Origin of the sequence: Enterobacter soli (assembly GCF_964208575.1) — a bacterium.
Taxonomy (GTDB): domain Bacteria; phylum Pseudomonadota; class Gammaproteobacteria; order Enterobacterales; family Enterobacteriaceae; genus Enterobacter; species Enterobacter soli_A.
Genome location: NZ_CAXOFU010000005.1, coordinates 196714 through 219188, shown reverse-complemented (window position 1 = coordinate 219188; position 22475 = coordinate 196714). Strand labels below are relative to the sequence as shown.

The following is a 22475-nucleotide window of genomic DNA, read 5'->3' as shown; positions in this document are numbered from 1 at the left end:
CCAGGGGAGGAACCATGACGCAGCCATTGGCCGGAAAACACATTTTGATAGTTGAAGACGAGCCGGTTTTCCGATCGCTGCTGGATTCGTGGTTATCATCATTAGGCGCAAGCACTTCACTCGCAGAGGACGGTGTCGACGCGCTGGAGAAAATGGTCACTATCACGCCGGATCTGATGATCTGTGATATCGCTATGCCGCGCATGAACGGCCTTAAGCTGGTCGAACATCTTCGTAACGAGGGGAACCAGCTGCCTATTCTGGTGATCTCTGCGACGGAAAATATGGCGGATATCGCGAAGGCGCTACGGCTTGGCGTGCAGGATATTTTGCTAAAGCCGGTTAAAGATCTGCATCGCCTGCGCGAAACGGTGCTGGCGTGCCTTTATCCCAATATGTTTAATTCCCGCGTCGAGGAAGAGGAGCGTCTTTTCCAGGACTGGGACGCGCTGGTCAGCAATCCACTGGCCGCGTCGAAACTGTTGCAAGAGCTTCAGCCTCCGGTGCAACAATCTATTTCCCACTGCCGCGTAAATTATCGCCAGCTGGTGGCCGCTGACCAGCCCGGTCTGGTGCTTGATATTGCTCCCTTATCAGATTCCGACCTTGCCTTTTATTGTCTGGACGTCACCCGTGCCGGAGATAACGGTGTTTTAGCCGCGTTATTACTTCGGGCGCTATTTAATGGGCTATTGCAGGAGCAGTTATCACACCAGGGTCAAAGACTTCCTGAGTTGGGCAGTTTGCTAAAACAGGTTAATCATCTTTTTCGCCAGGCAAATTTACCGGGGCAATTTCCGCTCCTGGTGGGTTATTATCACAGCGGTTTAAAAAATCTCATCCTGGTATCCGCCGGGCTAAACGCCTCGCTTAATACGGGGGAGCATCAAATACAGGTAAGCAACGGTGTTCCGCTGGGAACATTGGGAACAGCTTATCTCAATCAAATTAGCCACCGCTGCGCCTCCTGGCAGTGCCAAATTTGGGGAGCGGGGGGGCGGCTGCGTTTAATGTTGTCCACGGAATAAGCAGTTGGATTTTATTCATCAGATTGCTTTACCGCAGTTTTACGGGCGGTGCTACTATCACTGCCAGCTTATGCGTATTTGTCCTAATTGATCGGCAACGCGTCCTTTTCAGACCCGGACTGCACGGTGAGGCTGATATACTCAACGCGTTATTTATTGAATAAGTTCAAAACTTGAACAGCTCAGGAGAATTTCAATGGCTGCCCTAAATTCGAAAGTCAGAAAGGCCGTTATCCCGGTAGCGGGATTGGGAACCAGGATGCTACCCGCGACGAAGGCAATCCCTAAAGAGATGCTGCCGTTGGTTGATAAGCCATTAATCCAGTACGTTGTGAATGAATGTATTGCCGCCGGTATTACCGAAATCGTTCTGGTTACGCATTCATCTAAAAACTCGATTGAAAACCATTTTGATACAAGTTTTGAACTTGAAGCCATGCTGGAAAAACGCGTTAAGCGCCAGCTGTTAGCGGAAGTTCAGTCTATTTGCCCTCCGCATGTCACCATTATGCAGGTTCGTCAGGGTCTGGCTAAAGGCCTGGGCCACGCGGTTCTGTGTGCGCATCCGGTTGTCGGTAATGAGCCAGTGGCCGTTATTCTGCCAGACGTTATTCTGGACGAATTTGAATCCGATCTGTCTCAGGACAACCTGGCGGACATGATTAAACGCTTCGACGAAACCGGCAGCAGCCAGATCATGGTTGAGCCAGTGGCTGACGTCACCGCGTACGGCGTTGTGGACTGCAAGGGCGTTAATCTTGAGCCAGGCGAAAGCGTGCCAATGGTTGGCGTAGTTGAGAAGCCAAAAGCGGACGTCGCGCCGTCTAACCTCGCTGTGGTAGGGCGTTATGTCCTGAGCGCAGAGATTTGGCCGCTGCTGGCGAAAACGCCTCCAGGCGCGGGTGACGAGATCCAGCTGACCGACGCCATCGATATGCTGATCGAGAAAGAAACCGTTGAAGCCTACCACATGAAAGGTAAGAGCCACGACTGCGGTAATAAGCTCGGTTATATGCAGGCGTTTGTGGAATATGGCATCCGCCATAATACGCTGGGTGAAGAATTTAAATCCTGGCTCCAGCAGACCCTGGGTATTAAAAAATAATCTGATACCTGGTTGAACTAAACCGGTGTGGCGATGCCCACCGGTTTTTTTATGCCCATAAAAAATGGTAGTGTCCCGGTGAACGCGTTTTGTCAGGTACTTTAAATAGCGGTATGACGCTATATGACAGAGTGTAAGGGGATGTGCTGCGCGAATTACAGGCACAAAAAATCCCGCCTTAGCGGGATTTTTTAGAATGAGGTCTGATTATTCCTTGATCAGGAAGTCATCCAGTTGTTTACCCTGCTCATCCATTGCTTTCTTGATAACAGCAGGAGTACGACCCTGGCCGGTCCAGGTTTTCTCTTCGCCGTTCTCGTCGATGTAGCTATATTTAGCAGGGCGTGCAGCGCGTTTTGCTTTGGTGCCAGTTTTAGCGGCAGCGATGCTGTTCAGCAATTCGTTTGGATCGATACCATCAGCAATCAGCATTTCGCGATATTGCTGCAGTTTACGAGTACGTTCTTCGATTTCAGCAGCAGCTGCGCTTTCTTCTTCACGACGCTCATTAACTACAACTTCTAATTTTTCCAGCATTTCTTCAAGCGTTTCGAGGGTGCATTCTCTTGCCTGCGCACGAAGAGTACGGATGTTGTTCAGAATTTTAAGTGCTTCGCTCATTGTAGTAATCTCAAACTTATAATGGGGGGTGGTTTGTTGTCCTAATAATAGAGCGATAAATTGAGTTGTGCAATAGGTGGGAATGTAAGGAATTCAAAAATTACTAAATATGGGTAGCTATAATTAATAACGCTAACTTAAATTTCATCCGTTCTCTGGTCCGCTTGTTATCGCTTCAAACATCATAAAGATGTCGAACACATGTTTGTTTTTGTGACATTTCCCGCAGGAATTATAGTTGCGGCGGATAAATATCAGCCTTTTGTATTACTCCGGAAAACCAAAGTGACATCGGTAATAGTTAATAAATAGTGAATTTTGCCGCTTCAGGAATCCAGTATAAAAAGAAGTGTTATCCAGAACTGAACGGATAACACTTCTTGGCGCTTAAATGCCATTACTGCATGTTTTAACGCATTATTTTCTTAATTTGCACTCGGAATAGTTCGCTCTGAAACCCGCAGTCTGTGCGGCGTGTCGCTGATGTAGAGACAAAATATGGTACAATGACTCATTGGGAATATTACACATTGATTAGGGTTTTACGGCCAATGGCACAACTTTATTTCTACTATTCGGCAATGAATGCAGGGAAATCCACCGCATTACTTCAGTCCTCTTACAATTACCAGGAGCGGGGGATGCACACCATTGTATACACCGCTGAGATTGACGACCGCTTTGGTGCGGGCAAAGTCAGCTCCAGAATAGGCCTTTCGTCCCCTGCAAAGCTGTATAACCCTGAGACCGACCTGTTAGACGATATCCGCACAGAGCATGCTTCACGGCCCGTACATTGCGTTCTGGTGGATGAGAGCCAGTTCCTGACCCGCGAGCAGGTCCACGCGCTATCAGAAGTGGTGGACGAGCTCGATATTCCCGTTCTGTGCTACGGCCTGCGCACGGACTTCCGCGGCGAGCTATTTCCCGGCAGCCAGTATTTACTCGCATGGTCAGATAAGCTCGTCGAATTAAAAACAATCTGCTTCTGCGGCCGCAAAGCCAGTATGGTGCTTCGCCTCGATCAGGCGGGCAAGCCTTATGCGGATGGAGAGCAGGTGGTTATCGGTGGCAATGAGCGCTACGTTTCCGTGTGTCGTAAACATTATAAAGAAGCGTTAGTGGTAGGGTCGCTGACGGCAATTCAGAACGATAACCGGAAATAAGGCAGGGTTATATTTTTATTACCTCTGCTTTCAGACATAAAAAAACCCGCCATCTGGCGGGTTTTTTATTGGGCTGTCAATTAAGCGCTTTTCTTCGCTTTTTTGTCAGCTTTTACTACCGGAGCAGCAACGCTCGCGGTGGCAACGTCACCTTCTTTGAACTCACGGCCGTAGTAGGTATCCAGCAGGATCTGTTTCAGCTCGGAGATCAGTGGGTAGCGCGGGTTAGCACCAGTACACTGGTCATCGAAGGCATCTTCAGACAGCTTGTCTACATGAGCGAGGAAGTCAGCTTCCTGAACGCCTGCTTCACGGATAGATTTAGGAATACCCAGCTCAGCTTTGATGCTGTCCAGCCATGCCAGCAGTTTCTCAATCTTCGCAGCAGTACGGTCGCCCGGTGCGCTCAGACCCAGATGGTCTGCGATTTCGGCATAGCGACGACGTGCCTGTGGGCGGTCGTACTGGCTGAACGCAGTCTGCTTGGTTGGGTTGTCGTTCGCGTTATAGCGGATAACGTTGCTGATCAGCAGGGCGTTCGCCAGACCGTGAGGAATGTGGAACTGAGAACCCAGCTTGTGCGCCATTGAGTGACAAACACCCAGGAAGGCGTTAGCAAACGCGATACCCGCGATAGTTGCTGCACTGTGTACACGCTCACGTGCTACCGGGTTTTTAGCCCCTTCGTTGTAGGACGCTGGCAGGTTTTCTTTCAGCAGTTTCAGCGCCTGCAAAGCCTGACCGTCAGAGAACTCAGATGCCAGTACAGAAACATAGGCTTCCAGGGCGTGAGTCACGGCATCCAGACCACCGAATGCGCACAGAGACTTAGGCATATCCATCACCAGGTTGGCGTCAACAATTGCCATGTCTGGAGTCAGAGCGTAGTCAGCCAGTGGGTATTTCTGACCTGTCGCGTCGTCAGTAACAACCGCAAACGGCGTCACTTCTGAACCAGTACCGGAAGTGGTGGTAACCGCGATCATTTTCGCTTTTACGCCCATTTTCGGGAACTTGTAGATACGTTTACGGATGTCCATAAAGCGCAGCGCCAGTTCTTCGAAGTGCGTTTCTGGATGCTCGTACATTACCCACATGATTTTCGCGGCGTCCATTGGGGAACCGCCACCCAGTGCGATGATCACATCTGGTTTGAAGGAGTTCGCCAGCTCAGCACCTTTACGAACAACGCTCAGCGTTGGGTCAGCTTCAACTTCGAAGAAGACTTCAGTTTCTACGCCAGCCGCTTTCAGCACAGAGGTGATCTGGTCTGCATAGCCGTTGTTGAACAGGAAACGGTCAGTCACGATGAGCGCACGTTTGTGGCCATCGGTAATCACTTCATCCAGCGCGATTGGCAGGGAGCCACGGCGGAAGTAGATAGATTTCGGAAGTTTGTGCCACAACATGTTTTCAGCTCGCTTAGCAACGGTTTTCTTGTTGATCAGGTGTTTTGGACCAACGTTTTCAGAGATGGAGTTACCACCCCATGAACCACAACCCAGAGTCAGGGAAGGTGCGAGTTTGAAGTTGTACAGGTCACCGATACCACCCTGAGAAGCCGGGGTGTTGATCAGGATACGTGCGGTTTTCATCATCTGACCGAAGTGAGCCACGCGTTCTGGCTGGTTGTCCTGGTCAGTGTAGAGGCAAGAGGTGTGACCGATACCGCCCATGGCGACCAGTTTCTCTGCTTTCTCTACTGCGTCTTCGAAATCTTTCGCGCGGTACATTGCCAGCGTTGGAGACAGTTTCTCGTGAGCAAACGGCTCGCTTTCGTCTACAACTTTAACTTCACCGATCAGGATCTTGGTGGTAGCCGGAACGGTAAAGCCTGCCAGTTCCGCAATTTTGTACGCTGGCTGACCTACGATAGCCGCGTTCAGCGCGCCGTTTTTCAGGATGATGTTCTGAACCGCCTGCAGCTCTTTGCCCTGCAGCAGGTAGCCGCCGTGGCTGGCGAAACGCTCACGCACTGCGTCGTACACGGAATCAACAACAACAACAGACTGCTCAGAAGCACAGATTACGCCGTTATCGAAGGTTTTAGACATCAGAACGGATGCAACAGCACGTTTGATATCTGCAGTTTCGTCGATAACAACAGGGGTGTTACCTGCGCCTACGCCGATTGCTGGTTTACCGGAGCTGTATGCGGCTTTAACCATGCCTGGACCACCGGTTGCCAGAATCAGGTTGATGTCCGGGTGGTGCATCAGGGCGTTGGACAGTTCAACGGAAGGTTGGTCGATCCAGCCGATCAGGTCTTTTGGTGCGCCCGCCGCGATAGCTGCCTGCAGTACGATATCTGCTGCTTTGTTGGTTGCATCTTTAGCACGCGGGTGCGGGGAGAAGATGATTGCGTTACGGGTCTTCAGGCTGATCAGCGATTTGAAGATGGCGGTAGAGGTTGGGTTAGTGGTTGGTACGATACCGCAAATAATGCCGATAGGTTCAGCAATAGTGATGGTACCGAAAGTGTCGTCTTCAGACAGAACGCCACAGGTTTTCTCATCTTTATAGGCGTTGTAGATATACTCAGAAGCAAAGTGGTTTTTGATCACTTTATCTTCAACGATACCCATGCCGGATTCGGCAACGGCCATTTTAGCGAGAGGGATTCGAGCATCTGCAGCAGCCAGAGCGGCGGCGCGGAAGATTTTATCAACCTGTTCTTGGGTGAAATTGGCATATTCACGCTGGGCTTTTTTGACGCGCTCGACGAGTGCGTTCAGTTCAGCGATATTAGTAACAGCCATAATGCTCTCCTGATAATGTTAAACTCTTTTAGTAAACCAGCGTTCGATACGACTGACAGTATAGTCAGAGCCGTAAATACTTGCGTAACACATAGTAAAACAACGGGTTACTCAGCAACTCTGTCCACTAATTTACTAAAAGAGCCTTACCTTAGCATCATACTTTTTGATAGGTGATCTCCCTGGCGGCGTAAGCAAGGTTACTCACTTCTGAGTACGGAAATCGTGATCTACATCAATTTTTCCCCAAGCTGATACCTTTCAGCAGCCATATTTCGTTGAGAATTATCCAGTGTTAAATAATTAAGTAACTATTGGAAGTGGCGCTATCATTGATTAAACAAATGTTTAACATCATGAATTGATAACGTTTTGACGTAGATTTCTGGTGAAGTGTGCTGATAAAAAGCGTATCTTCAGCGCGGATTTATCATCACACTTTGTCGGCTCCTGCCCATGCTCACAAGCGGAATTTAACGTGATTCAGTCGCTCTTTGATTTCCCTACATATTTTAAGTTCTTTATTGGTCTGTTTGCGCTGGTTAACCCGGTGGGGATCATCCCTGTCTTCATTAGTATGACCAGCTACCAGACCGCGGCGGCCAGAAACAAAACTAACCTGACGGCCAACCTCTCGGTCGCCATTATTTTGCTGACCTCCCTTTACCTGGGTGACGCAATATTGCAGCTGTTTGGTATCTCCATTGATTCGTTCCGCATTGCGGGTGGGATCCTGGTGGTGACCATTGCGATGTCGATGATCAGCGGCAAGCTGGGCGAGGATAAGCAAAACAAGCAGGAAAAATCAGAAACGGCGATCCGCGAAAGTATTGGCGTGGTGCCGCTGGCGCTGCCGCTGATGGCCGGCCCCGGTGCAATCAGCTCGACGATAGTGTGGGGCACGCGCTACCACAATATTATGCACCTGATCGGTTTTTCCGTGGCGATAGCGGTATTTGCGCTGTGCTGTTGGGGCGTATTCCGCATGGCGCCGTGGCTGGTGCGGCTGCTCGGGCAAACCGGCATCAACGTCATCACCCGTATCATGGGTCTGCTGCTGATGGCGTTGGGGATTGAATTCATCGTAACGGGAATAAAAAGCATTTTCCCGGGATTATTGCACTAACGATTTCATATGAAAGAGCGGAGCCGATGGCTCCGTTTTTTTTACGTCATTATCAGCAAATCATATAAATAAAGTTGAATAGGAGATATGCCATAATAAATTCTACTAATAATATCCTTGCCTTAATTTTCAGTCAGTTAACAATTCGGCATTAATGCGTTTGCGCAGAAACCATGCAATCAGTCTGTTATTTTAATCACATGATACTCTGGGGCTTGATGACGGATAACCGAAATGATATTAGTAATTTCAACGTTCCCTTAGATGAATGTGCTAAATAATAATCAGTTGTTAAATTTTCGTACAAAACCAGTCATTCACAGCGCAGCGACGCGCTAATAGAGAAAATTTTCTCTATCACGTTGAATGTCAGAGACTTTTACTGACCTTCAATGCCTGGCAGGGCCGCCCGCACTGAAACGGCAATCGCCGTAAAAGAGAATTGCTTAACAAATTTGCAAAATGTATTGGCGTGGATTTCCGCCATTTGGTACTTTCCGGCCTTATATTTTGCGGCATTAAACAAGTAAATGAGAATTATTGTCATATAAGACAACGCTCCCAAATTCAACACATGCCTCAATACAGGGGAGGCGTGGTAAGAATCGACGCAAGACGGCCATACGAGCGGTCAGTAATAAAGAAGTCGGTGATAGCGAGAAGTAAAAAAAGAACCTGACAGTAGCAAAAAAAACTCCTGCACTGTACAGGCCCCAACAGGGGATTACACAGCTGGCGAAGCCAGTAATTATAATGAGTGGAGTATCAACACAATGTCCATCATCACAAAAAAAAGTCTTATTGCAGCGGGAATCTTTACTGCGTTAATCGCGGGTAATATGGCAATGGCTGCCGACGTACCGGCTGGCGTTACGCTGGCAGAAAAGCAAACTATGATCCGCAACAACGGCGCCGAGCCGCAGTCGCTGGACCCGAACAAAATTGAAGGCGTACCTGAAGCCAACATCAGCCGCGACCTGTTTGAAGGCCTGCTGATCACCTCCACTAAAGACGGTCACCCAATCCCGGGCGTTGCTGAAAGCTGGGATAACAAAGATTTCAAAGTCTGGACATTCCACCTGCGTAAAGACGCGAAATGGTCCAACGGCGAACCGGTTACCGCACAAGATTTCGTTTATAGCTGGCAGCGTCTGGTTGACCCAAAAACCGCCTCCCCATACGCCAGCTATCCGCAGTACGGCCACATCCTCAACGTTGATGAAATCATCGACGGTAAAAAAGCTCCAACAGAACTCGGCGTGAAAGCCATCGACGACCACACTCTGGAAGTGACGCTGAGCGAGCCTGTCCCGTATTTCTACAAGCTGCTGGTTAACCCGGCAATGTCTCCAGTCAATAAAGCCGCTATCGAGAAGTTCGGTGAGAAATGGACTCAGCCTGCCAACATCGTCACTAACGGTGCCTATAAGCTGAAGGACTGGGTCGTAAACGAACGTATCGTGATGGAGCGTAACGCTAACTACTGGAATAACGCGAAAACCATCGTTGACCAGATTACCTATCTGCCGATCTCTTCCGAAGTGACGGACGTTAACCGTTACCGCAGCGGCGAGATCGACATGACTTATAACAACCTGCCGATCGAACTGTTCCAGAAGCTGAAAAAAGAGATCCCGACAGAAGTTCACGTCGACCCGTATCTGTGTACTTACTACTATGAAATCAACAACCAGAAAGCACCATTCAACGATGCTCGCGTTCGTACCGCGCTGAAGCTGGGTCTGGATCGTGATATCATCGTGAACAAAGTTAAGGCGCAGGGCGACCTGCCTGCCTTCGGCTACACCCCGCCATATACCGACGGCGCGAAGCTGACCAAACCAGAGTGGTTCTCCTGGACTCAGGAAAAACGTAATGAAGAAGCGAAGAAACTGCTGGCCGAAGCCGGTTACACCGCTGACAAGCCTCTGACCTTCAACCTGCTGTACAACACCTCCGATCTGCACAAGAAACTCGCGATCGCGGCGGCCTCTATCTGGAAGAAAAACCTGGGCGTGGACGTGAAGCTGGTGAACCAGGAGTGGAAAACCTTCCTGGATACCCGTCACCAGGGTAACTACGACGTGGCGCGCGCCGGCTGGTGTGCTGACTATAACGAACCAACATCCTTCCTGAACACCATGCTGTCCGACAGCTCCATGAACACCGCGCATTATAAGAGCCCGGCGTTTGATGCGATCATGAAAGACACGCTGAAAGTGACTGATGAAGCGCAACGTACTGCCCTGTACGACAAAGCAGAGCAGCAGTTAGGCAAAGATTCTGCGATTGTCCCGGTTTACTATTACGTGAACGCGCGTCTGGTGAAACCTTGGGTTGGCGGTTATACCGGCAAAGACCCGATGGACAATATCTACACCAAAGATCTGTACATCATTAAGCATTAATGGCAATCCGTGGGGCAAAGTTATTTGCCCTACTGTGTCTTAATTCATCGCACTATATACACACGATTTACGGGTACGCCTGAAAAATCGGTGTAAAAGGCACACGCCAGAAGGTACGGGCAATGTTGAAATTTATCCTACGTCGCTGTCTTGAAGCGATTCCGACGCTTTTTATTCTTATTACGATTTCATTCTTCATGATGCGTCTGGCTCCCGGTAGTCCATTTACCAGCGAGCGCGCGCTGCCGCCAGAAGTAATGGCGAACATCGAAGCGAAATACCATTTAAACGATCCTATCTCCACCCAGTACTTCAATTATCTGAAGCAGCTGGCGCACGGCGATTTCGGGCCGTCATTCAAATATAAAGACTATTCCGTTAACGACCTGGTGGCGTCGAGCTTCCCGGTATCCGCGAAGCTGGGTGCTGCGGCATTCATTCTGGCTGTCGTTCTCGGCGTTACCGCAGGCGTTATTGCGGCACTAAAACAAAATACCAAATGGGATTATGCGGTAATGGGGGTCGCAATGACCGGGGTGGTTATCCCCAGTTTCGTTGTCGCGCCGTTACTGGTGATGATATTTGCCATTACGCTGAAATGGCTGCCCGGAGGCGGCTGGAACGGCGGGGCGCTGAAGTTCATGATTTTGCCGATGGTGGCATTATCGCTGGCCTACATCGCGAGCATCGCGCGTATTACCCGCGGCTCGATGATTGAAGTGCTGCACTCCAACTTCATCCGCACCGCGCGCGCAAAAGGGCTGCCGATGCGTCGGATTATTTTCCGCCATGCGCTCAAGCCTGCGCTGTTACCCGTGCTGTCCTACATGGGCCCGGCTTTCGTCGGTATCATCACGGGGTCGATGGTTATTGAAACCATCTATGGTCTGCCGGGAATTGGTCAGCTGTTCGTTAACGGCGCGCTCAACCGTGACTATTCACTGGTGCTGAGCCTGACGATCCTCGTCGGCGCCCTGACCATTCTCTTTAACGCCGTGGTCGATGTGCTGTATGCCGTTATCGATCCGAAAATCCGTTACTAACACTGGAGCACGCCATGATGTTGAGTAAGAAAAACAGCGAGGCGCTGGAAAACTTCAGTGAAAAACTGGAAGTCGAAGGACGTAGCCTCTGGCAAGACGCCCGTCGTCGCTTTATGCACAACCGCGCAGCCGTTGCCAGCCTGATTGTCCTGGTGATCATTGCGCTGTTCGTTACCCTGGCGCCGATGCTGTCGCAGTTCACCTATTTCGATACCGACTGGGGCATGATGTCCAGCGCCCCGGATATGGAGTCCGGTCACTATTTTGGTACCGACTCCTCCGGGCGTGACCTGCTGGTGCGCGTGGCGATTGGCGGCCGTATTTCGCTGATGGTCGGTATTGCCGCGGCGCTGGTCGCGGTGATCGTCGGCACGCTGTACGGCTCGCTGTCGGGCTATCTCGGCGGGAAAATTGACTCGGTCATGATGCGCCTGCTGGAGATCTTAAACTCCTTCCCGTTCATGTTCTTCGTTATTCTGCTGGTCACCTTCTTTGGTCAAAACATCCTGCTTATCTTCGTTGCCATCGGCATGGTGTCCTGGCTCGATATGGCGCGTATCGTGCGCGGTCAAACCCTGAGCCTCAAGCGTAAAGAGTTTATCGAAGCCGCGCAGGTCGGCGGTGTTTCAACCGCTAATATCGTGGTGCGCCACATTGTGCCAAACGTGCTGGGCGTGGTGGTGGTGTACGCCTCGCTGCTGGTGCCAAGCATGATCCTGTTCGAATCCTTCCTGAGCTTCCTGGGGCTGGGTACGCAAGAGCCGCTGAGTAGCTGGGGCGCGCTGCTGAGCGATGGCGCCAACTCGATGGAAGTATCACCGTGGCTGCTGCTGTTCCCGGCGGGCTTCCTGGTGGTGACCCTGTTTTGTTTCAACTTTATCGGCGATGGCCTGCGTGATGCCCTCGACCCGAAAGATCGTTAAGGAGCGCCGTGATGACAATTATTGAAACGGCATCTGCGCCAGCGGCGCAAGCGCAGGACGGTATCCTGCTTGACGTGAACGACCTGCGCGTAACGTTTAAAACGCCTGATGGCGATGTGACGGCCGTAAACGATCTCAACTTCAACCTGCGCGCCGGCGAAACGCTGGGCATCGTGGGGGAATCTGGTTCCGGTAAATCCCAGACCGCGTTCGCGCTGATGGGCCTGCTGGCCAGCAACGGCGTTATCGGCGGTTCCGCTAAGTTCAACGGACGCGAGATCCTCAACCTGCCGGAGCACGAGCTGAACAAGCTGCGCGCCGAGCAGATTTCGATGATTTTCCAGGATCCGATGACCTCGTTAAACCCGTACATGCGCGTGGGCGAACAGCTGATGGAAGTGCTGATGCTGCATAAGGGCATGGGCAAGGCCGAGGCGTTTGAAGAGTCGGTCAAAATGCTCGACGCGGTCAAAATGCCCGAAGCGCGTAAGCGTATGCGCATGTTCCCGCACGAGTTTTCCGGCGGCATGCGCCAGCGCGTGATGATCGCGATGGCGCTGCTGTGTCGGCCAAAGCTGCTGATCGCCGACGAACCGACGACAGCGCTCGACGTGACCGTTCAGGCGCAGATCATGACCCTGCTGAACGAGCTCAAGCGCGAGTTCAACACCGCGATCATCATGATCACCCATGACCTCGGCGTGGTCGCCGGGATCTGCGACAAAGTGCTGGTGATGTACGCCGGTCGTACCATGGAGTACGGCAAGGCGCGCGACGTGTTCTACAACCCGGCGCACCCGTACTCCATCGGCCTGCTGAACGCGGTGCCGCGTCTTGATGCGGAAGGTGAATCGCTGCTGACCATCCCGGGCAACCCGCCAAACCTGCTGCGTCTGCCGAAAGGCTGTCCGTTCCAGCCGCGCTGCCCGCACGCGATGGAAATCTGCAACAGCGCTCCGCCGCTGGAAGAGTTTGCACCAGGCCGCCTGCGCGCCTGCTTTAAGCCGCATGAGGAGCTGGTATGAACGCATTAGACGAAAAAAGAAACGTGCTGCTCGAAATTGCCGATCTGAAAGTGCATTTCGACATTAAGGACGGCAAACAGTGGTTCTGGCAGCCGCCGAAAACCCTGAAAGCGGTGGATGGCGTCACGCTGCGCCTGTACGAAGGGGAAACCCTCGGCGTGGTGGGCGAGTCCGGCTGCGGGAAGTCGACCTTTGCCCGCGCCATCATCGGCCTGGTCAAAGCGACCGGCGGTAAAGTGGCCTGGCTCGGTAAAGATCTGCTGGGCATGAAGCCGGAAGAGTGGCGCGACGTGCGCAGCGATATCCAGATGATTTTCCAGGATCCGCTGGCGTCGCTGAACCCGCGTATGACCATCGGTGAAATCATCGCCGAGCCGCTTCGCACCTATCATCCGAAGATGCCCCGTCAGGAAGTGCGCGACCGCGTAAAAGCGATGATGATGAAAGTGGGCCTGCTGCCGAACCTCATCAACCGCTATCCGCACGAGTTCTCCGGCGGACAGTGTCAGCGTATCGGTATTGCCCGCGCCCTGATCCTTGAGCCGAAGCTGATTATCTGCGATGAGCCGGTATCCGCTCTGGACGTGTCCATTCAGGCGCAGGTGGTCAACCTGCTGCAAAAACTCCAGCGTGAAATGGGCCTGTCGCTGATCTTCATCGCTCACGATTTGGCGGTGGTTAAACACATCTCCGACCGCGTGCTGGTGATGTATCTGGGCCATGCGGTTGAGCTGGGCACCTACGACGAGGTGTACCACAATCCGCTGCACCCTTATACGAAAGCGCTGATGTCGGCGGTGCCGGTTCCTGACCCGGATCTGGAAAAAAATAAAACCATCCAGCTTCTGGAAGGCGAGCTGCCGTCGCCGATCAACCCGCCATCGGGCTGCGTTTTCCGCACCCGGTGCCCGCTCGCCGGGCCGGAATGCGCACAAACGCGACCGGTTCTGGAAGGCAGTTTCCGACATGCGGTTTCCTGCCTTAAAGTAGACCCGTTATAATCGCAAGGGCTGACACGATGTCAGCCCTTTTTATTTGCGAGGTTATTGTGTCGCGGTCATCCCCCTCAGTCCGTCAGCGGCTTTATCACACGCTGTTCGATCTTAAAACGCGTTCAGGTCGGCGCTTTGAAGGCCTTTGCGGCCTGTTTGCGCTGCTCAGCGTGATCATTATTTTTGTCGAGTCCGGCGCGGGTACGCAGTACCACCTGACCTTCGACGAATGGCATGTGTTTGTCTGGCTGGAGCTCATCGTCACGCTGGTGTTTACCGCGGAATATCTTCTGCGGATTTGCTGCTGGCCGAACCCGGCGAAGTACGCCTTTAGCTTCTGGGGGCTTATCGATCTCGCGACCATTTTGCCTCTGTACGTCATGTGGCTATGGCCGGAAATCAGCCTCGACTACGTCTTTGCCTGGCGAGCGATGCGTGCCATCCGGGTGCTGCGTATCCTCAAGCTGCTGCGCTTTATGCCGTCGCTGCGCGTGTTCTGGACGGCGATCGTCAGCGCCCGCCATCAGCTGGCGCTGTTTTACTCGTTTATTGCCATCGTGATGATTGTGTTTGGCGCGCTGATGTATCTGATTGAGGGGCCGAAGTACGGCTTCACGACGCTGAATGCCTCGGTGTACTGGGCCATCGTAACCGTCACGACGGTGGGGTACGGCGATATCACGCCCCATACGCCGCTTGGGCGGATCGTCGCGTCGGTGCTGATTTTGATTGGTTATTCGGTGATTGCGATCCCGACGGGGCTGATTACCACCCACATGAGCTCGGCATTTCAGAAGCGCCAGTTTGAGCGCCAGTGCCCGGCATGCAGGCAGAGAGGGCATGAGAACAGCGCCCGGTACTGCAACCGCTGCGGCGGCGAGCTGCCGGATTAAATAAAAAAGGCTGCCATCGCAGCCTTTTTTACTATTCGCGCCAGAGGATATGGCACAGCTTGTGGTCTTTCTCCCGGCACAGCAGCACGCGGGCAAAGATGTCGTTAATCTCGCCGCCGTCTTCGTCGGCCAGGCCAATGACAACCTCGGCGAAGAAGTCCGGGTTGAGGTCGAAATCGACGTGCTCTGCCCAGTCTTCAGCCGGATCGAACAGCTCGGCGCCGCCGCGCTCTTCAAACTGCAGATTGAAGAGGATCACGTCTGCGGGATCGAGGTTATCAACCGCCAGTTCGAGAAAAATGTCGTAGGCCTGTTCGAGGGTTTCGTCTTCGGTCAGGCGATTGTTCAGATCCATTTCCATGATGACTACCTGTTAAACATCGTTGGGCACGTTTTACAGCAACGGACTGAAGAAGTAAAACAGTCGTTCGGCAATTCGCTGCCACAGCGGACGTTTCATCCACAGCCGCGCATCCAGCAGGCGTGAACGGGAGATATAGTCGTCCTGAACGGCGGCCAGATCGCCACCAAAACCGGCATCGTCGATGACCAGCGTGATCTCAAAGTTGAGCCACAGGCTGCGCATATCGAGGTTAACGGTGCCCACCAGGCTCAGCTCGCCGTCGACCAGCACGCTCTTGGTGTGCAGCAGGCCGCCCTCAAACTGATAGATTTTCACGCCCGCCGCCAGCAGCTCCGTAAAGAACGCGCGGCTGGCCCAGCCCACCAGAACCGAGTCATTCTTGCGCGGCATAATAATGCTGACGTCCACGCCGCGCTGCGCCGCCGTGCAGATGGCGTGCAGCAGATCGTCGCTCGGCACGAAGTAGGGGGTGGTCATGATCAGGTATTCGCGGGCGGAGTAGGTCGCCGTCAGCAGGGCCTGGTGAATCAGATCCTCCGGGAAGCCGGGGCCGGAGGCGATAGTATGGATGGTGTGTCCGCTGGCCTCTTCAAACGGCATGATATTCACGTCAGGCGGAGGCGGCAGAATGCGCTTGCCGGTTTCAATCTCCCAGTCGCAGGAGTACACGATGCCCATCGAGGTGGCGACCGGGCCTTCCATACGCGCCATCAGGTCAATCCATTGCCCCACGCCGGAATCCTGCTTGAAGAAGCGCGGGTCGACCATGTTCATACTGCCGGTATAGGCAATGTAGTTATCAATCATGATCATTTTACGGTGCTGGCGCAGATCCATGCGGCGCAGGAAGACGCGCAGCAGGTTGACCTTGAGAGCCTCGACCACTTCGATGCCCGAGTTCCGCATCATCGTCGCCCACGGGCTGCGGAAAAACGCCACGCTGCCCGCGGAGTCCAGCATCAGGCGGCAGTGCACGCCGCGGCGGGCCGCCGCCATCAGTGATTCAGCCACCTGATCCGCCATCCCGCCCGGCTGCCAGATGTAAAACACCATCTCGATGTTGTGTCGCGCCAGCTGGATATCGCGAATAAGCGCCTGCATCACGTCGTCGGACGAGGTCAGGAGCTGAAGCTGGTTACCTTTGACCCCGGCAATGCCCTGACGGCGCTCGCAGAGCTTAAACAGCGACGCGGCGACGCTGCTGTTCTCTTCGGCAAAAATATGTTTGCAGGCTTTAAGATCGTTCAGCCACTTCGCGGTAGACGGCCACATGGCGCGGGCGCGTTCGGCGCGACGCTTGCCAAGATGAAGTTCACCGAAGGAGAGATAGGCGATAATCCCGACCAGGGGCAGGATGTAAATTATCAAAAGCCAGGCCATGGCAGAGGGTACGGCTCTGCGTTTCATCAGGATGCGTAACGTCACCCCCGCGATAACCAGCCAGTATCCCAGAATGACCAGCCAACTCACCACGGTGTAGAAGGTTGTCATAAATAAAAAATCCTTTTGAAAGCGTGTTGTTATGAGTGTACGCATCCGGCTTCATCTGGCAAATAAAAACGGCAGATAAAAGCTGGTTTGCCGCAGGGTTGGGTCTATAATGGCGCTTCAGTTAAAGAAAGAGTTGTAGACATGAAGCGCAGTAGAAATGAAGTAGGGCGCTGGCGCATGTTGCGACAGGTGAGTCGTCGTAAGGCTCGTTGGCTGGAAGCACAATCCCGCCGCAATATGCGTATTCACGCCATCAGGAAATGTGGACTGAGCAGACACCGTAACGCGTTAGTGTTTGCCTTCCAGGAATTCTGAAAATCACCAGGGCATCGTTAAGGTGCCCGATGTTTATCTCAAGGCTATTAATATTTGCAGTCTCAACCCACGAGGCTGTGCGATATACTGTCCTCTGTTTAACATCATGAAATAAAAGATGAATCCTTATCTTTGGGTATTTATTGTGCTTTTTGCGCTGGATGCGCTCAGAGAAAATTTAGGCCTGTCGTCATTTTCTGCGCTGGAGAATGTATTCGCTGGCTTGATGACGCAGCTGTTTTACTGAAGCAACAGGGATCGCGAAAATCGAGCGTCGGCGGGGATAATTTTGCTGCCGGTCGCGTCTTATCTTGAGAACTTTATCGGCGTACAATACGCGCGTCGTACCGGGAATACCGATTTTGCAGCGGTGTTCCCATTATTTTTTTAAGCAAAAGGAGGGAGTCGTGTTTGCGGAGTTTGGTGTGCTGAATTTCTGGACCTACGTGGTGGGCGCATTTTTTATCGTTCTGGTTCCGGGGCCAAACACACTGTTTGTGCTGAAAACTGGCATTGGTCATGGTGTTAAAAAAGGCTATCTGGCGGCAACGGGCGTCTTTATTGGCGATGCGGTTCTGATGTTTCTGGCCTGGGCGGGCGTGGCGGCGTTGATTCAGACTACGCCGGTGCTGTTTAATATCGTGCGTTATTTAGGCGCGTTTTATCTGCTGTGGCTGGGCGGCAAAATGCTGTGGTCTGTCGTTACCCGCAAGAACAGTGCCCATGAAAGCGGCACCGAGCCTGCCAGCATGATCATGAAACGTTCGCTGGTATTAAGCCTGACCAACCCGAAAGCGATTCTCTTTTACGTGTCGTTCTTTGTGCAGTTTATTGACGTGCGCGCCGAAAATACCGGAACCTCGTTCCTGATCCTCGCGACCACGCTTGAGCTGATTAGCTTTATGTATATGAGCTTCCTGATTTTCTCTGGCGCGTTCGTGACGCGCTATCTGAAAACCAAAAAGAAACTGGCGAAGCTGGGAAATGGCCTGATAGGGCTGCTGTTTGTTGGGTTTGCCGCGCGACTGGCGTCGCTGCACTGAAAAAAGGCTCCCTCGGGAGCCTTTTACATTAGAACACCTTTTTGTACGGACGCACGGTGACCTTGGCGTAGACGCCTGCCGCCACGTAAGGGTCGGCTTCGGCCCAGGCCTGAGCGGCTTCCAGAGATTCAAACTCCGCGATAACCGTTGAGCCAGAAAAGCCTGCCGCGCCAGGGTCGTTGCTGTCGACGGCGGGCATTGGGCCTGCGGTCAGTAATCGACCTTCATCCTGTAACAGCTGTAAACGCGCCAGATGGGCAGGGCGCACTGAAAGGCGTTTTTCGAGGGAATCAGCAATATCTTCTGCGTAGATCACATAAAGCACGGCGGAGCTCCTTAACCAGTAAAAGTGGCGATTACGTTATGTGAAAGCACAAGTGACTGCAATGTAAAGATAACAACATTGTTAATACCCTGATCTGGATGCGCCTTTTTTGCCCGCTCGCGCGCTTTAAGCGGGTGAAGACACAGTGTCTTATTGAATATGATTGCTATTTGCATTTAAACTAACGGTCTGGTTTTTAAACTCTGATGATTATGACTTCGATGACCCTTGATTTACCTCGCCGCTTTCCCTGGCCGACGTTGCTCTCCGTCGTTATTCACGGTGCCGTTGTGGCGGGTCTGCTCTATACCTCGGTTCATCAGGTTATTGAAATGCCAGCGCCCGCGCAGCCTATTTCTGTGACCATGGTAACGCCAGCGGAGCTTGAGCCACCGCAGGTTGCGCCTCCTCCGCCACAGCCGGTTGCTGAACCCGAGCCAGAGCCGGAGCCAGAAGTGGTTCCGGAGCCGCCGAAAGAGGCGCCGGTGGTGATCCACAAGCCTGAGCCGAAACCCAAGCCAAAGCCGAAGCCAAAACCTAAACCGGTGAAAAAGGTCGAGGAGCGCCCGAAACGCGAAGAGCGTCCGGTTGAAACACGCGCCGCGCCCGTCGAAAACAGCGCCCCGGCGCGTTCGGTGATGAACAATACGCCGCCGGTTGCGAAACCGACGGTAGCCGCCCCGGCGGGGCCTCGCGCGTTAAGCCGCAACCAGCCGCAGTATCCGGCGCGCGCCCAGGCGTTGCGTATCGAAGGTCGCGTGCGCGTGAAGTTTGACGTCACCGCCGATGGCCGCGTGGACAACGTGCAAATCCTCTCCGCGCAGCCGTCTAACATGTTCGAGCGCGACGTGAAGGCCGCAATGCGCAAGTGGCGCTACGAGGCGGGCAAGCCGGGAAGTGGATTGATTGTCAATATCGTGTTCCGCCTGAACGGCGGGGCGCAAATGGAATAAAAAAAAGCCTCCGCTCAGGAGGCTTTTTTTTTGCCCGACGATTACTGCGCGGGCAGCTGGCGCGGTTTACCGTCGCCATCGACCGCCACATAAATAAACAGCGCTTCCGTAGCTTTGTAGCGCTGTCCAATCGGCTCGGAAGAGACTTTCTTCACCCAGACTTCAATATTAATCGAAATCGACGTGTTACCGCGCTTCACGCAACGCGCGTAGCAACAGACGACATCGCCCACGGCAACCGGACGCAGGAAGGTCATACCGTCGACTCTGACGGTCACCACGCGCCCGTGAGCAATCTCTTTAGCGAGAATTGCGCCACCCATATCCATTTGTGCCATCAACCAGCCACCAAAAATATCGCCATTGGCGTTAGTGTCTGCGGGCATTGCTAATGTGCGTAAAACCAGTTCGCCCTGCGGGGCGTTATTTGTTGTCATTGTTTTAACTCGTAACGGAAGACTTCAGGCGGGATGCTACTATGAATTGCGGCTGGAGAGAATAGAGCAGAACGCCCGTGCGGCGAGCGTTCTGCGATTAACGATTACTGTTTATCGTCCTGCGGCATATGGCGATAAATATATACGCCGCTGAGCAGCGTAAAGATAAGCGTCAGCGCGGTCAGGCCAAACACCTTGAAGTTGACCCAGATATTCTGCGGCAGCCAGAAGGCGATGTAGATGTTGGCGAGCCCGCAAAGAATGAAAAATACCGCCCAGGCAATATTCAGACGCGACCACACTTCCTGCGGCAGCGTCAGCTCTTTACCCAGCATGCGCTGGATCAGCGGCTTTTTCATCACCCACTGGCTGATCAGCAGCGCGCCAGCGAACAGAGCATAAATGACCGTCACCTTCCACTTGATGAACTCATCGTTGTGGAAGAACAGGGTTAATCCGCCAAATACCGCGACCAGAACAAAGGTGATCAGCGCCATTTTTTCGACTTTGCGATAACGCACCCAGCTATAGATGAGGACGATAGCAGTGGCGACGATCAGCGCCGTTGTCGCGGCATAAATGTCGTAAAGCTTATAAAACGCGAAAAATACGACAAGGGGTAAAAAATCAAGAAACTGCTTCATTCTGTGATTCCATCTTCTTCGTTGAGCGGGACACAACAACCTGCCCGGCGTTCAGGATTACTGACGAATTAACATATACAGGCGGAACAGGTAGACCAGCAGCACGGCTGAAATCAGGTTGCTCAGCGTGTTGGCGACCACCGCGCCCACGTTTGGCGTAAGCACGGCGAAGTTAGGTGCAAACAGCAGCAGCAGCGTTTTGGCCAGCAGCCAGCTGATAACCGCAGGTGCAACCAGACGCATATTAGACCATGCCAGCTTTATGCTGCTGCGCATAGCGACGAATATTCCCATTTTATCCTGGACAATCATCACTGGCGCGAATGAGAGAACGATCGCCAGCAGGATACCCGGCACCACAACCAGCATAATGCCAATCTGCACCAGCATGGTGGTCAGGAAAATAAGGATAAACAGCTTCGGCAGCACCGGCGCGCTGGCGCCGATGGCGCGCAGGGCGCTCACGCGGTGACCGGCTGAAACCAGCTGGATCATCAGCAGAACGCCGCCCGCGAGGATAGCGTTGCCAATCAGCCCGGAAAAGGTGGATGCCGCCGAGGCCCGCAGCAGGATTTGCTGCTGCTCAGGAGACATGTTCTGCACCAGCTCAAATAACCCCACGCTACCGGCAAGATTGTCGCCCTGACTGAGGCTGGCAATCTGCTCATCGCTCGGTGAAAACGCATGACCAAGCACCACCGTGATAAACGCACATAGCAACGCTATCAGTAAAAAGGTAATGAACTGATTGCGGAAAAAGTTCCCCGTGTCACGGTAGACGGACTTCGCCGTGATAGACATGCACTCTCCTTGAGTATTGCAGGTGTTAATTAGCCGGCAATTGTACACCGGATAAGTCTGCGGTGGCAGCATCAAGCCTTGTATGGAAAAGCATATCTTTGTAAAGCACGGGTAATGTCGCGCTCATTTTTTACGCGCAGGATCCGCGCCTGACGTCAAAATGATGATCTCTTCTCGCCAAATGCATTTTTTCAGCGCCTTAAAAATGTGAAAAATTGATGTAGAGACAAGTCATTGTCTTTCGAATAGTTATCAAAAATTAACTCAGATCAATGAATGTTAAATTACTGGATTTAGTGTGATCTATGTTTGATCACTTATTACTTAATTGTGAGTATATTCACCACCGCTATGAAAACCACAACGATGGAGCGGATATGAAAAAATTAGCGGTGGCAGCCCTTATCTTAAGCAGTCTCTCTGGCGGCGCGTATGCGCATGAAGCGGGCGAATTCTTTATTCGTGCGGGTTCGGCGACGGTACGTCCAACTGAAGGTTCCGATAGCGTGTTAGGCATGGGCGGTTTTAACGTCAGCAATAACACACAGCTGGGTTTAACCTTTACCTATATGGCAACGGATAACGTGGGCGTTGAGCTTCTGGCCGCCACGCCGTTCCGTCACCGCGTTGGCCTGGGGCCAACCGGGGATATCGCCACGGTTCACCATTTACCGCCAACGCTGATGGCGCAGTGGTACTTCGGTGATTCCAGCAGCAAGGTGCGTCCTTACATCGGCGCCGGCGTGAACTACACCACCTTCTTCGACGAGAAGTTCAACGATACCGGTAAAGAAGCGGGCTTATCCGATCTGAGCCTGAAGGATTCCTGGGGGATGGCGGGGCAGGTTGGTCTGGACTATCTGATTAACCGCGACTGGTTAATCAACGCCTCTGTCTGGTATATGGATATCGATACCGACGTGCGCTTCAAGCATAACGGTCAGCAGCAAAGCATCAACACCCGTCTGGATCCGTGGGTCTTTATGTTCTCTGCGGGTTATCGTTTCTAATTC

At 52.7% G+C, this 22475-nt stretch carries 23 protein-coding genes and 1 pseudogene; 15 read left to right on the top strand and 9 right to left on the bottom strand.

Translation table 11 applies throughout. From position 1 onward, the window contains the following. Positions 1 to 14 precede the first annotated feature (14 nt). Positions 15 to 1028 carry a two-component system response regulator RssB gene (gene rssB / locus AB6V08_RS07290; protein WP_368542061.1) on the top strand — a complete coding sequence of 338 codons (1014 nt, stop codon included), beginning with the start codon at positions 15 to 17 and terminating at the stop codon, positions 1026 to 1028. A 196-nt stretch (positions 1029 to 1224) separates the two neighbouring features. Then, the gene (gene galU, locus AB6V08_RS07285) at positions 1225 to 2133 is read left to right on the top strand and encodes a UTP--glucose-1-phosphate uridylyltransferase GalU (protein WP_368542060.1); all 909 of its coding nucleotides are present in this window, start codon (positions 1225 to 1227) and stop codon (positions 2131 to 2133) included. A gap of 207 nt (positions 2134 to 2340) precedes the next feature. On the opposite strand, the gene hns is transcribed toward galU, so the two are convergent. Continuing rightward, positions 2341 to 2754 carry a histone-like nucleoid-structuring protein H-NS gene (gene hns / locus AB6V08_RS07280; RefSeq protein WP_368542059.1) on the bottom strand — a complete coding sequence of 138 codons (414 nt, stop codon included), beginning with the start codon at positions 2752 to 2754 and terminating at the stop codon, positions 2341 to 2343. 551 nt (positions 2755 to 3305) lie between these two features. On the opposite strand from hns, the gene tdk reads away from it, so the two are divergent. Continuing rightward, entirely contained in the window at positions 3306 to 3920 is a 615-nt protein-coding gene (tdk, locus tag AB6V08_RS07275) for a thymidine kinase (protein ID WP_368542058.1), read from the top strand. Between the two features lie 80 nt (positions 3921 to 4000). Here the strand turns inward: tdk and adhE are convergent, their stop codons facing one another. Then, complete coding sequence (gene adhE, locus AB6V08_RS07270) at positions 4001 to 6679, bottom strand: bifunctional acetaldehyde-CoA/alcohol dehydrogenase (RefSeq protein ID WP_368542057.1); 2679 nt, start codon at positions 6677 to 6679, stop codon at positions 4001 to 4003. 478 nt (positions 6680 to 7157) lie between these two features. On the opposite strand from adhE, the gene AB6V08_RS07265 reads away from it, so the two are divergent. From AB6V08_RS07265 to AB6V08_RS07235, 7 genes are all read left to right on the top strand, one after another. After that, a complete protein-coding gene (locus tag AB6V08_RS07265) occupies positions 7158 to 7805 on the top strand; it encodes a YchE family NAAT transporter (protein ID WP_368542056.1) in 648 nt (215 codons plus the stop codon). Between the two features lie 773 nt (positions 7806 to 8578). Then, complete coding sequence (gene oppA, locus AB6V08_RS07260; RefSeq protein ID WP_368542055.1) at positions 8579 to 10213, top strand: oligopeptide ABC transporter substrate-binding protein OppA; 1635 nt, start codon at positions 8579 to 8581, stop codon at positions 10211 to 10213. A 122-nt stretch (positions 10214 to 10335) separates the two neighbouring features. Continuing rightward, positions 10336 to 11256, top strand: coding sequence for an oligopeptide ABC transporter permease OppB (oppB, locus tag AB6V08_RS07255; RefSeq protein WP_368542054.1), 921 nt, complete (start codon positions 10336 to 10338; stop codon positions 11254 to 11256). 14 nt (positions 11257 to 11270) lie between these two features. Continuing rightward, the gene (gene oppC / locus AB6V08_RS07250; protein WP_368542053.1) at positions 11271 to 12179 is read left to right on the top strand and encodes an oligopeptide ABC transporter permease OppC; all 909 of its coding nucleotides are present in this window, start codon (positions 11271 to 11273) and stop codon (positions 12177 to 12179) included. 11 nt (positions 12180 to 12190) lie between these two features. Continuing rightward, positions 12191 to 13204 carry an ABC transporter ATP-binding protein gene (locus AB6V08_RS07245; RefSeq protein WP_368542052.1) on the top strand — a complete coding sequence of 338 codons (1014 nt, stop codon included), beginning with the start codon at positions 12191 to 12193 and terminating at the stop codon, positions 13202 to 13204. Further along, on the top strand, positions 13201 to 14205 hold the full coding sequence (gene oppF / locus AB6V08_RS07240) for a murein tripeptide/oligopeptide ABC transporter ATP-binding protein OppF (protein ID WP_368542051.1): 1005 nt from the start codon (positions 13201 to 13203) through the stop codon (positions 14203 to 14205). Before AB6V08_RS07245 ends, oppF begins: the two co-directional genes overlap by 4 nt. 47 nt (positions 14206 to 14252) lie before the next feature. Continuing rightward, entirely contained in the window at positions 14253 to 15089 is an 837-nt protein-coding gene (locus AB6V08_RS07235; RefSeq protein WP_368542123.1) for an ion transporter, read from the top strand. Between the two features lie 31 nt (positions 15090 to 15120). Here AB6V08_RS07235 and AB6V08_RS07230 read toward each other — a convergent pair whose 3' ends face one another. Together AB6V08_RS07230 and cls are read right to left on the bottom strand one after the other, a co-directional pair. Further along, complete coding sequence (locus tag AB6V08_RS07230; RefSeq protein ID WP_003856748.1) at positions 15121 to 15450, bottom strand: HI1450 family dsDNA-mimic protein; 330 nt, start codon at positions 15448 to 15450, stop codon at positions 15121 to 15123. A gap of 33 nt (positions 15451 to 15483) precedes the next feature. Next, the gene (cls, locus tag AB6V08_RS07225) at positions 15484 to 16944 is read right to left on the bottom strand and encodes a cardiolipin synthase (protein WP_368542050.1); all 1461 of its coding nucleotides are present in this window, start codon (positions 16942 to 16944) and stop codon (positions 15484 to 15486) included. Positions 16945 to 17085: 141 nt separating this feature from the next. Here cls and AB6V08_RS07220 point away from each other — a divergent pair, with 141 nt between their 5' ends. The 3 genes from AB6V08_RS07220 to leuE all read left to right on the top strand — a co-directional run bounded on the left by AB6V08_RS07220 (position 17086) and on the right by leuE (position 18302). Further along, positions 17086 to 17259, top strand: a complete 174-nt coding sequence (locus tag AB6V08_RS07220; protein WP_368542049.1) for a YciY family protein — start codon at positions 17086 to 17088, stop codon at positions 17257 to 17259. Positions 17260 to 17377: 118 nt separating this feature from the next. Beyond that, on the top strand, positions 17378 to 17506 hold the full coding sequence (locus AB6V08_RS07215) for a KPN_01571 family protein (RefSeq protein ID WP_368542048.1): 129 nt from the start codon (positions 17378 to 17380) through the stop codon (positions 17504 to 17506). Between the two features lie 160 nt (positions 17507 to 17666). Further along, complete coding sequence (gene leuE / locus AB6V08_RS07210; RefSeq protein WP_368542047.1) at positions 17667 to 18302, top strand: leucine efflux protein LeuE; 636 nt, start codon at positions 17667 to 17669, stop codon at positions 18300 to 18302. A gap of 28 nt (positions 18303 to 18330) precedes the next feature. Here leuE and AB6V08_RS07205 read toward each other — a convergent pair whose 3' ends face one another. After that, positions 18331 to 18627, bottom strand: coding sequence for a YciI family protein (locus AB6V08_RS07205; RefSeq protein WP_368542046.1), 297 nt, complete (start codon positions 18625 to 18627; stop codon positions 18331 to 18333). A gap of 206 nt (positions 18628 to 18833) precedes the next feature. Here AB6V08_RS07205 and tonB point away from each other — a divergent pair, with 206 nt between their 5' ends. After that, positions 18834 to 19580, top strand: coding sequence for a TonB system transport protein TonB (gene tonB, locus AB6V08_RS07200; protein WP_368542045.1), 747 nt, complete (start codon positions 18834 to 18836; stop codon positions 19578 to 19580). A 41-nt stretch (positions 19581 to 19621) separates the two neighbouring features. Here tonB and yciA read toward each other — a convergent pair whose 3' ends face one another. The 4 genes and pseudogenes from yciA to AB6V08_RS07180 form a co-directional block, all read right to left on the bottom strand. Next, positions 19622 to 20017 (bottom strand): acyl-CoA thioester hydrolase YciA, encoded by a 396-nt coding sequence (gene yciA, locus AB6V08_RS07195; RefSeq protein ID WP_368542044.1) that lies wholly within the window; start codon positions 20015 to 20017, stop codon positions 19622 to 19624. A 104-nt stretch (positions 20018 to 20121) separates the two neighbouring features. Further along, positions 20122 to 20661 (bottom strand): septation protein A, encoded by a 540-nt coding sequence (locus tag AB6V08_RS07190; RefSeq protein WP_368542043.1) that lies wholly within the window; start codon positions 20659 to 20661, stop codon positions 20122 to 20124. Positions 20662 to 20718: 57 nt separating this feature from the next. Further along, positions 20719 to 21462, bottom strand: a complete 744-nt coding sequence (locus AB6V08_RS07185) for a YciC family protein (protein ID WP_368542042.1) — start codon at positions 21460 to 21462, stop codon at positions 20719 to 20721. 25 nt (positions 21463 to 21487) lie between these two features. Continuing rightward, a pseudogene (locus tag AB6V08_RS07180) lies at positions 21488 to 21577 on the bottom strand (YkgJ family cysteine cluster protein); the annotation flags it as partial. 262 nt (positions 21578 to 21839) lie between these two features. On the opposite strand from AB6V08_RS07180, the gene ompW reads away from it, so the two are divergent. Further along, a complete protein-coding gene (gene ompW, locus AB6V08_RS07175) occupies positions 21840 to 22472 on the top strand; it encodes an outer membrane protein OmpW (protein ID WP_368542041.1) in 633 nt (210 codons plus the stop codon). The last annotated feature ends 3 nt before the right edge of the window (positions 22473 to 22475 follow it).

Coding starts and splice junctions, on each gene's coding strand:
- rssB (WP_368542061.1), top strand. CDS start 15: ATGACGCAGCCATTGGCCGGAAAACACATTTTGATAGTTGAAGACGAG.
- galU (WP_368542060.1), top strand. CDS start 1,225: ATGGCTGCCCTAAATTCGAAAGTCAGAAAGGCCGTTATCCCGGTAGCG.
- hns (WP_368542059.1), bottom strand. CDS start 2,754: ATGAGCGAAGCACTTAAAATTCTGAACAACATCCGTACTCTTCGTGCG.
- tdk (WP_368542058.1), top strand. CDS start 3,306: ATGGCACAACTTTATTTCTACTATTCGGCAATGAATGCAGGGAAATCC.
- adhE (WP_368542057.1), bottom strand. CDS start 6,679: ATGGCTGTTACTAATATCGCTGAACTGAACGCACTCGTCGAGCGCGTC.
- oppA (WP_368542055.1), top strand. CDS start 8,579: ATGTCCATCATCACAAAAAAAAGTCTTATTGCAGCGGGAATCTTTACT.
- oppB (WP_368542054.1), top strand. CDS start 10,336: ATGTTGAAATTTATCCTACGTCGCTGTCTTGAAGCGATTCCGACGCTT.
- oppC (WP_368542053.1), top strand. CDS start 11,271: ATGATGTTGAGTAAGAAAAACAGCGAGGCGCTGGAAAACTTCAGTGAA.
- AB6V08_RS07245 (WP_368542052.1), top strand. CDS start 12,191: ATGACAATTATTGAAACGGCATCTGCGCCAGCGGCGCAAGCGCAGGAC.
- oppF (WP_368542051.1), top strand. CDS start 13,201: ATGAACGCATTAGACGAAAAAAGAAACGTGCTGCTCGAAATTGCCGAT.
- AB6V08_RS07230 (WP_003856748.1), bottom strand. CDS start 15,450: ATGGAAATGGATCTGAACAATCGCCTGACCGAAGACGAAACCCTCGAA.
- cls (WP_368542050.1), bottom strand. CDS start 16,944: ATGACAACCTTCTACACCGTGGTGAGTTGGCTGGTCATTCTGGGATAC.
- AB6V08_RS07220 (WP_368542049.1), top strand. CDS start 17,086: ATGAAGCGCAGTAGAAATGAAGTAGGGCGCTGGCGCATGTTGCGACAG.
- AB6V08_RS07215 (WP_368542048.1), top strand. CDS start 17,378: ATGAATCCTTATCTTTGGGTATTTATTGTGCTTTTTGCGCTGGATGCG.
- tonB (WP_368542045.1), top strand. CDS start 18,834: ATGATTATGACTTCGATGACCCTTGATTTACCTCGCCGCTTTCCCTGG.
- yciA (WP_368542044.1), bottom strand. CDS start 20,017: ATGACAACAAATAACGCCCCGCAGGGCGAACTGGTTTTACGCACATTA.
- AB6V08_RS07190 (WP_368542043.1), bottom strand. CDS start 20,661: ATGAAGCAGTTTCTTGATTTTTTACCCCTTGTCGTATTTTTCGCGTTT.
- AB6V08_RS07185 (WP_368542042.1), bottom strand. CDS start 21,462: ATGTCTATCACGGCGAAGTCCGTCTACCGTGACACGGGGAACTTTTTC.
- ompW (WP_368542041.1), top strand. CDS start 21,840: ATGAAAAAATTAGCGGTGGCAGCCCTTATCTTAAGCAGTCTCTCTGGC.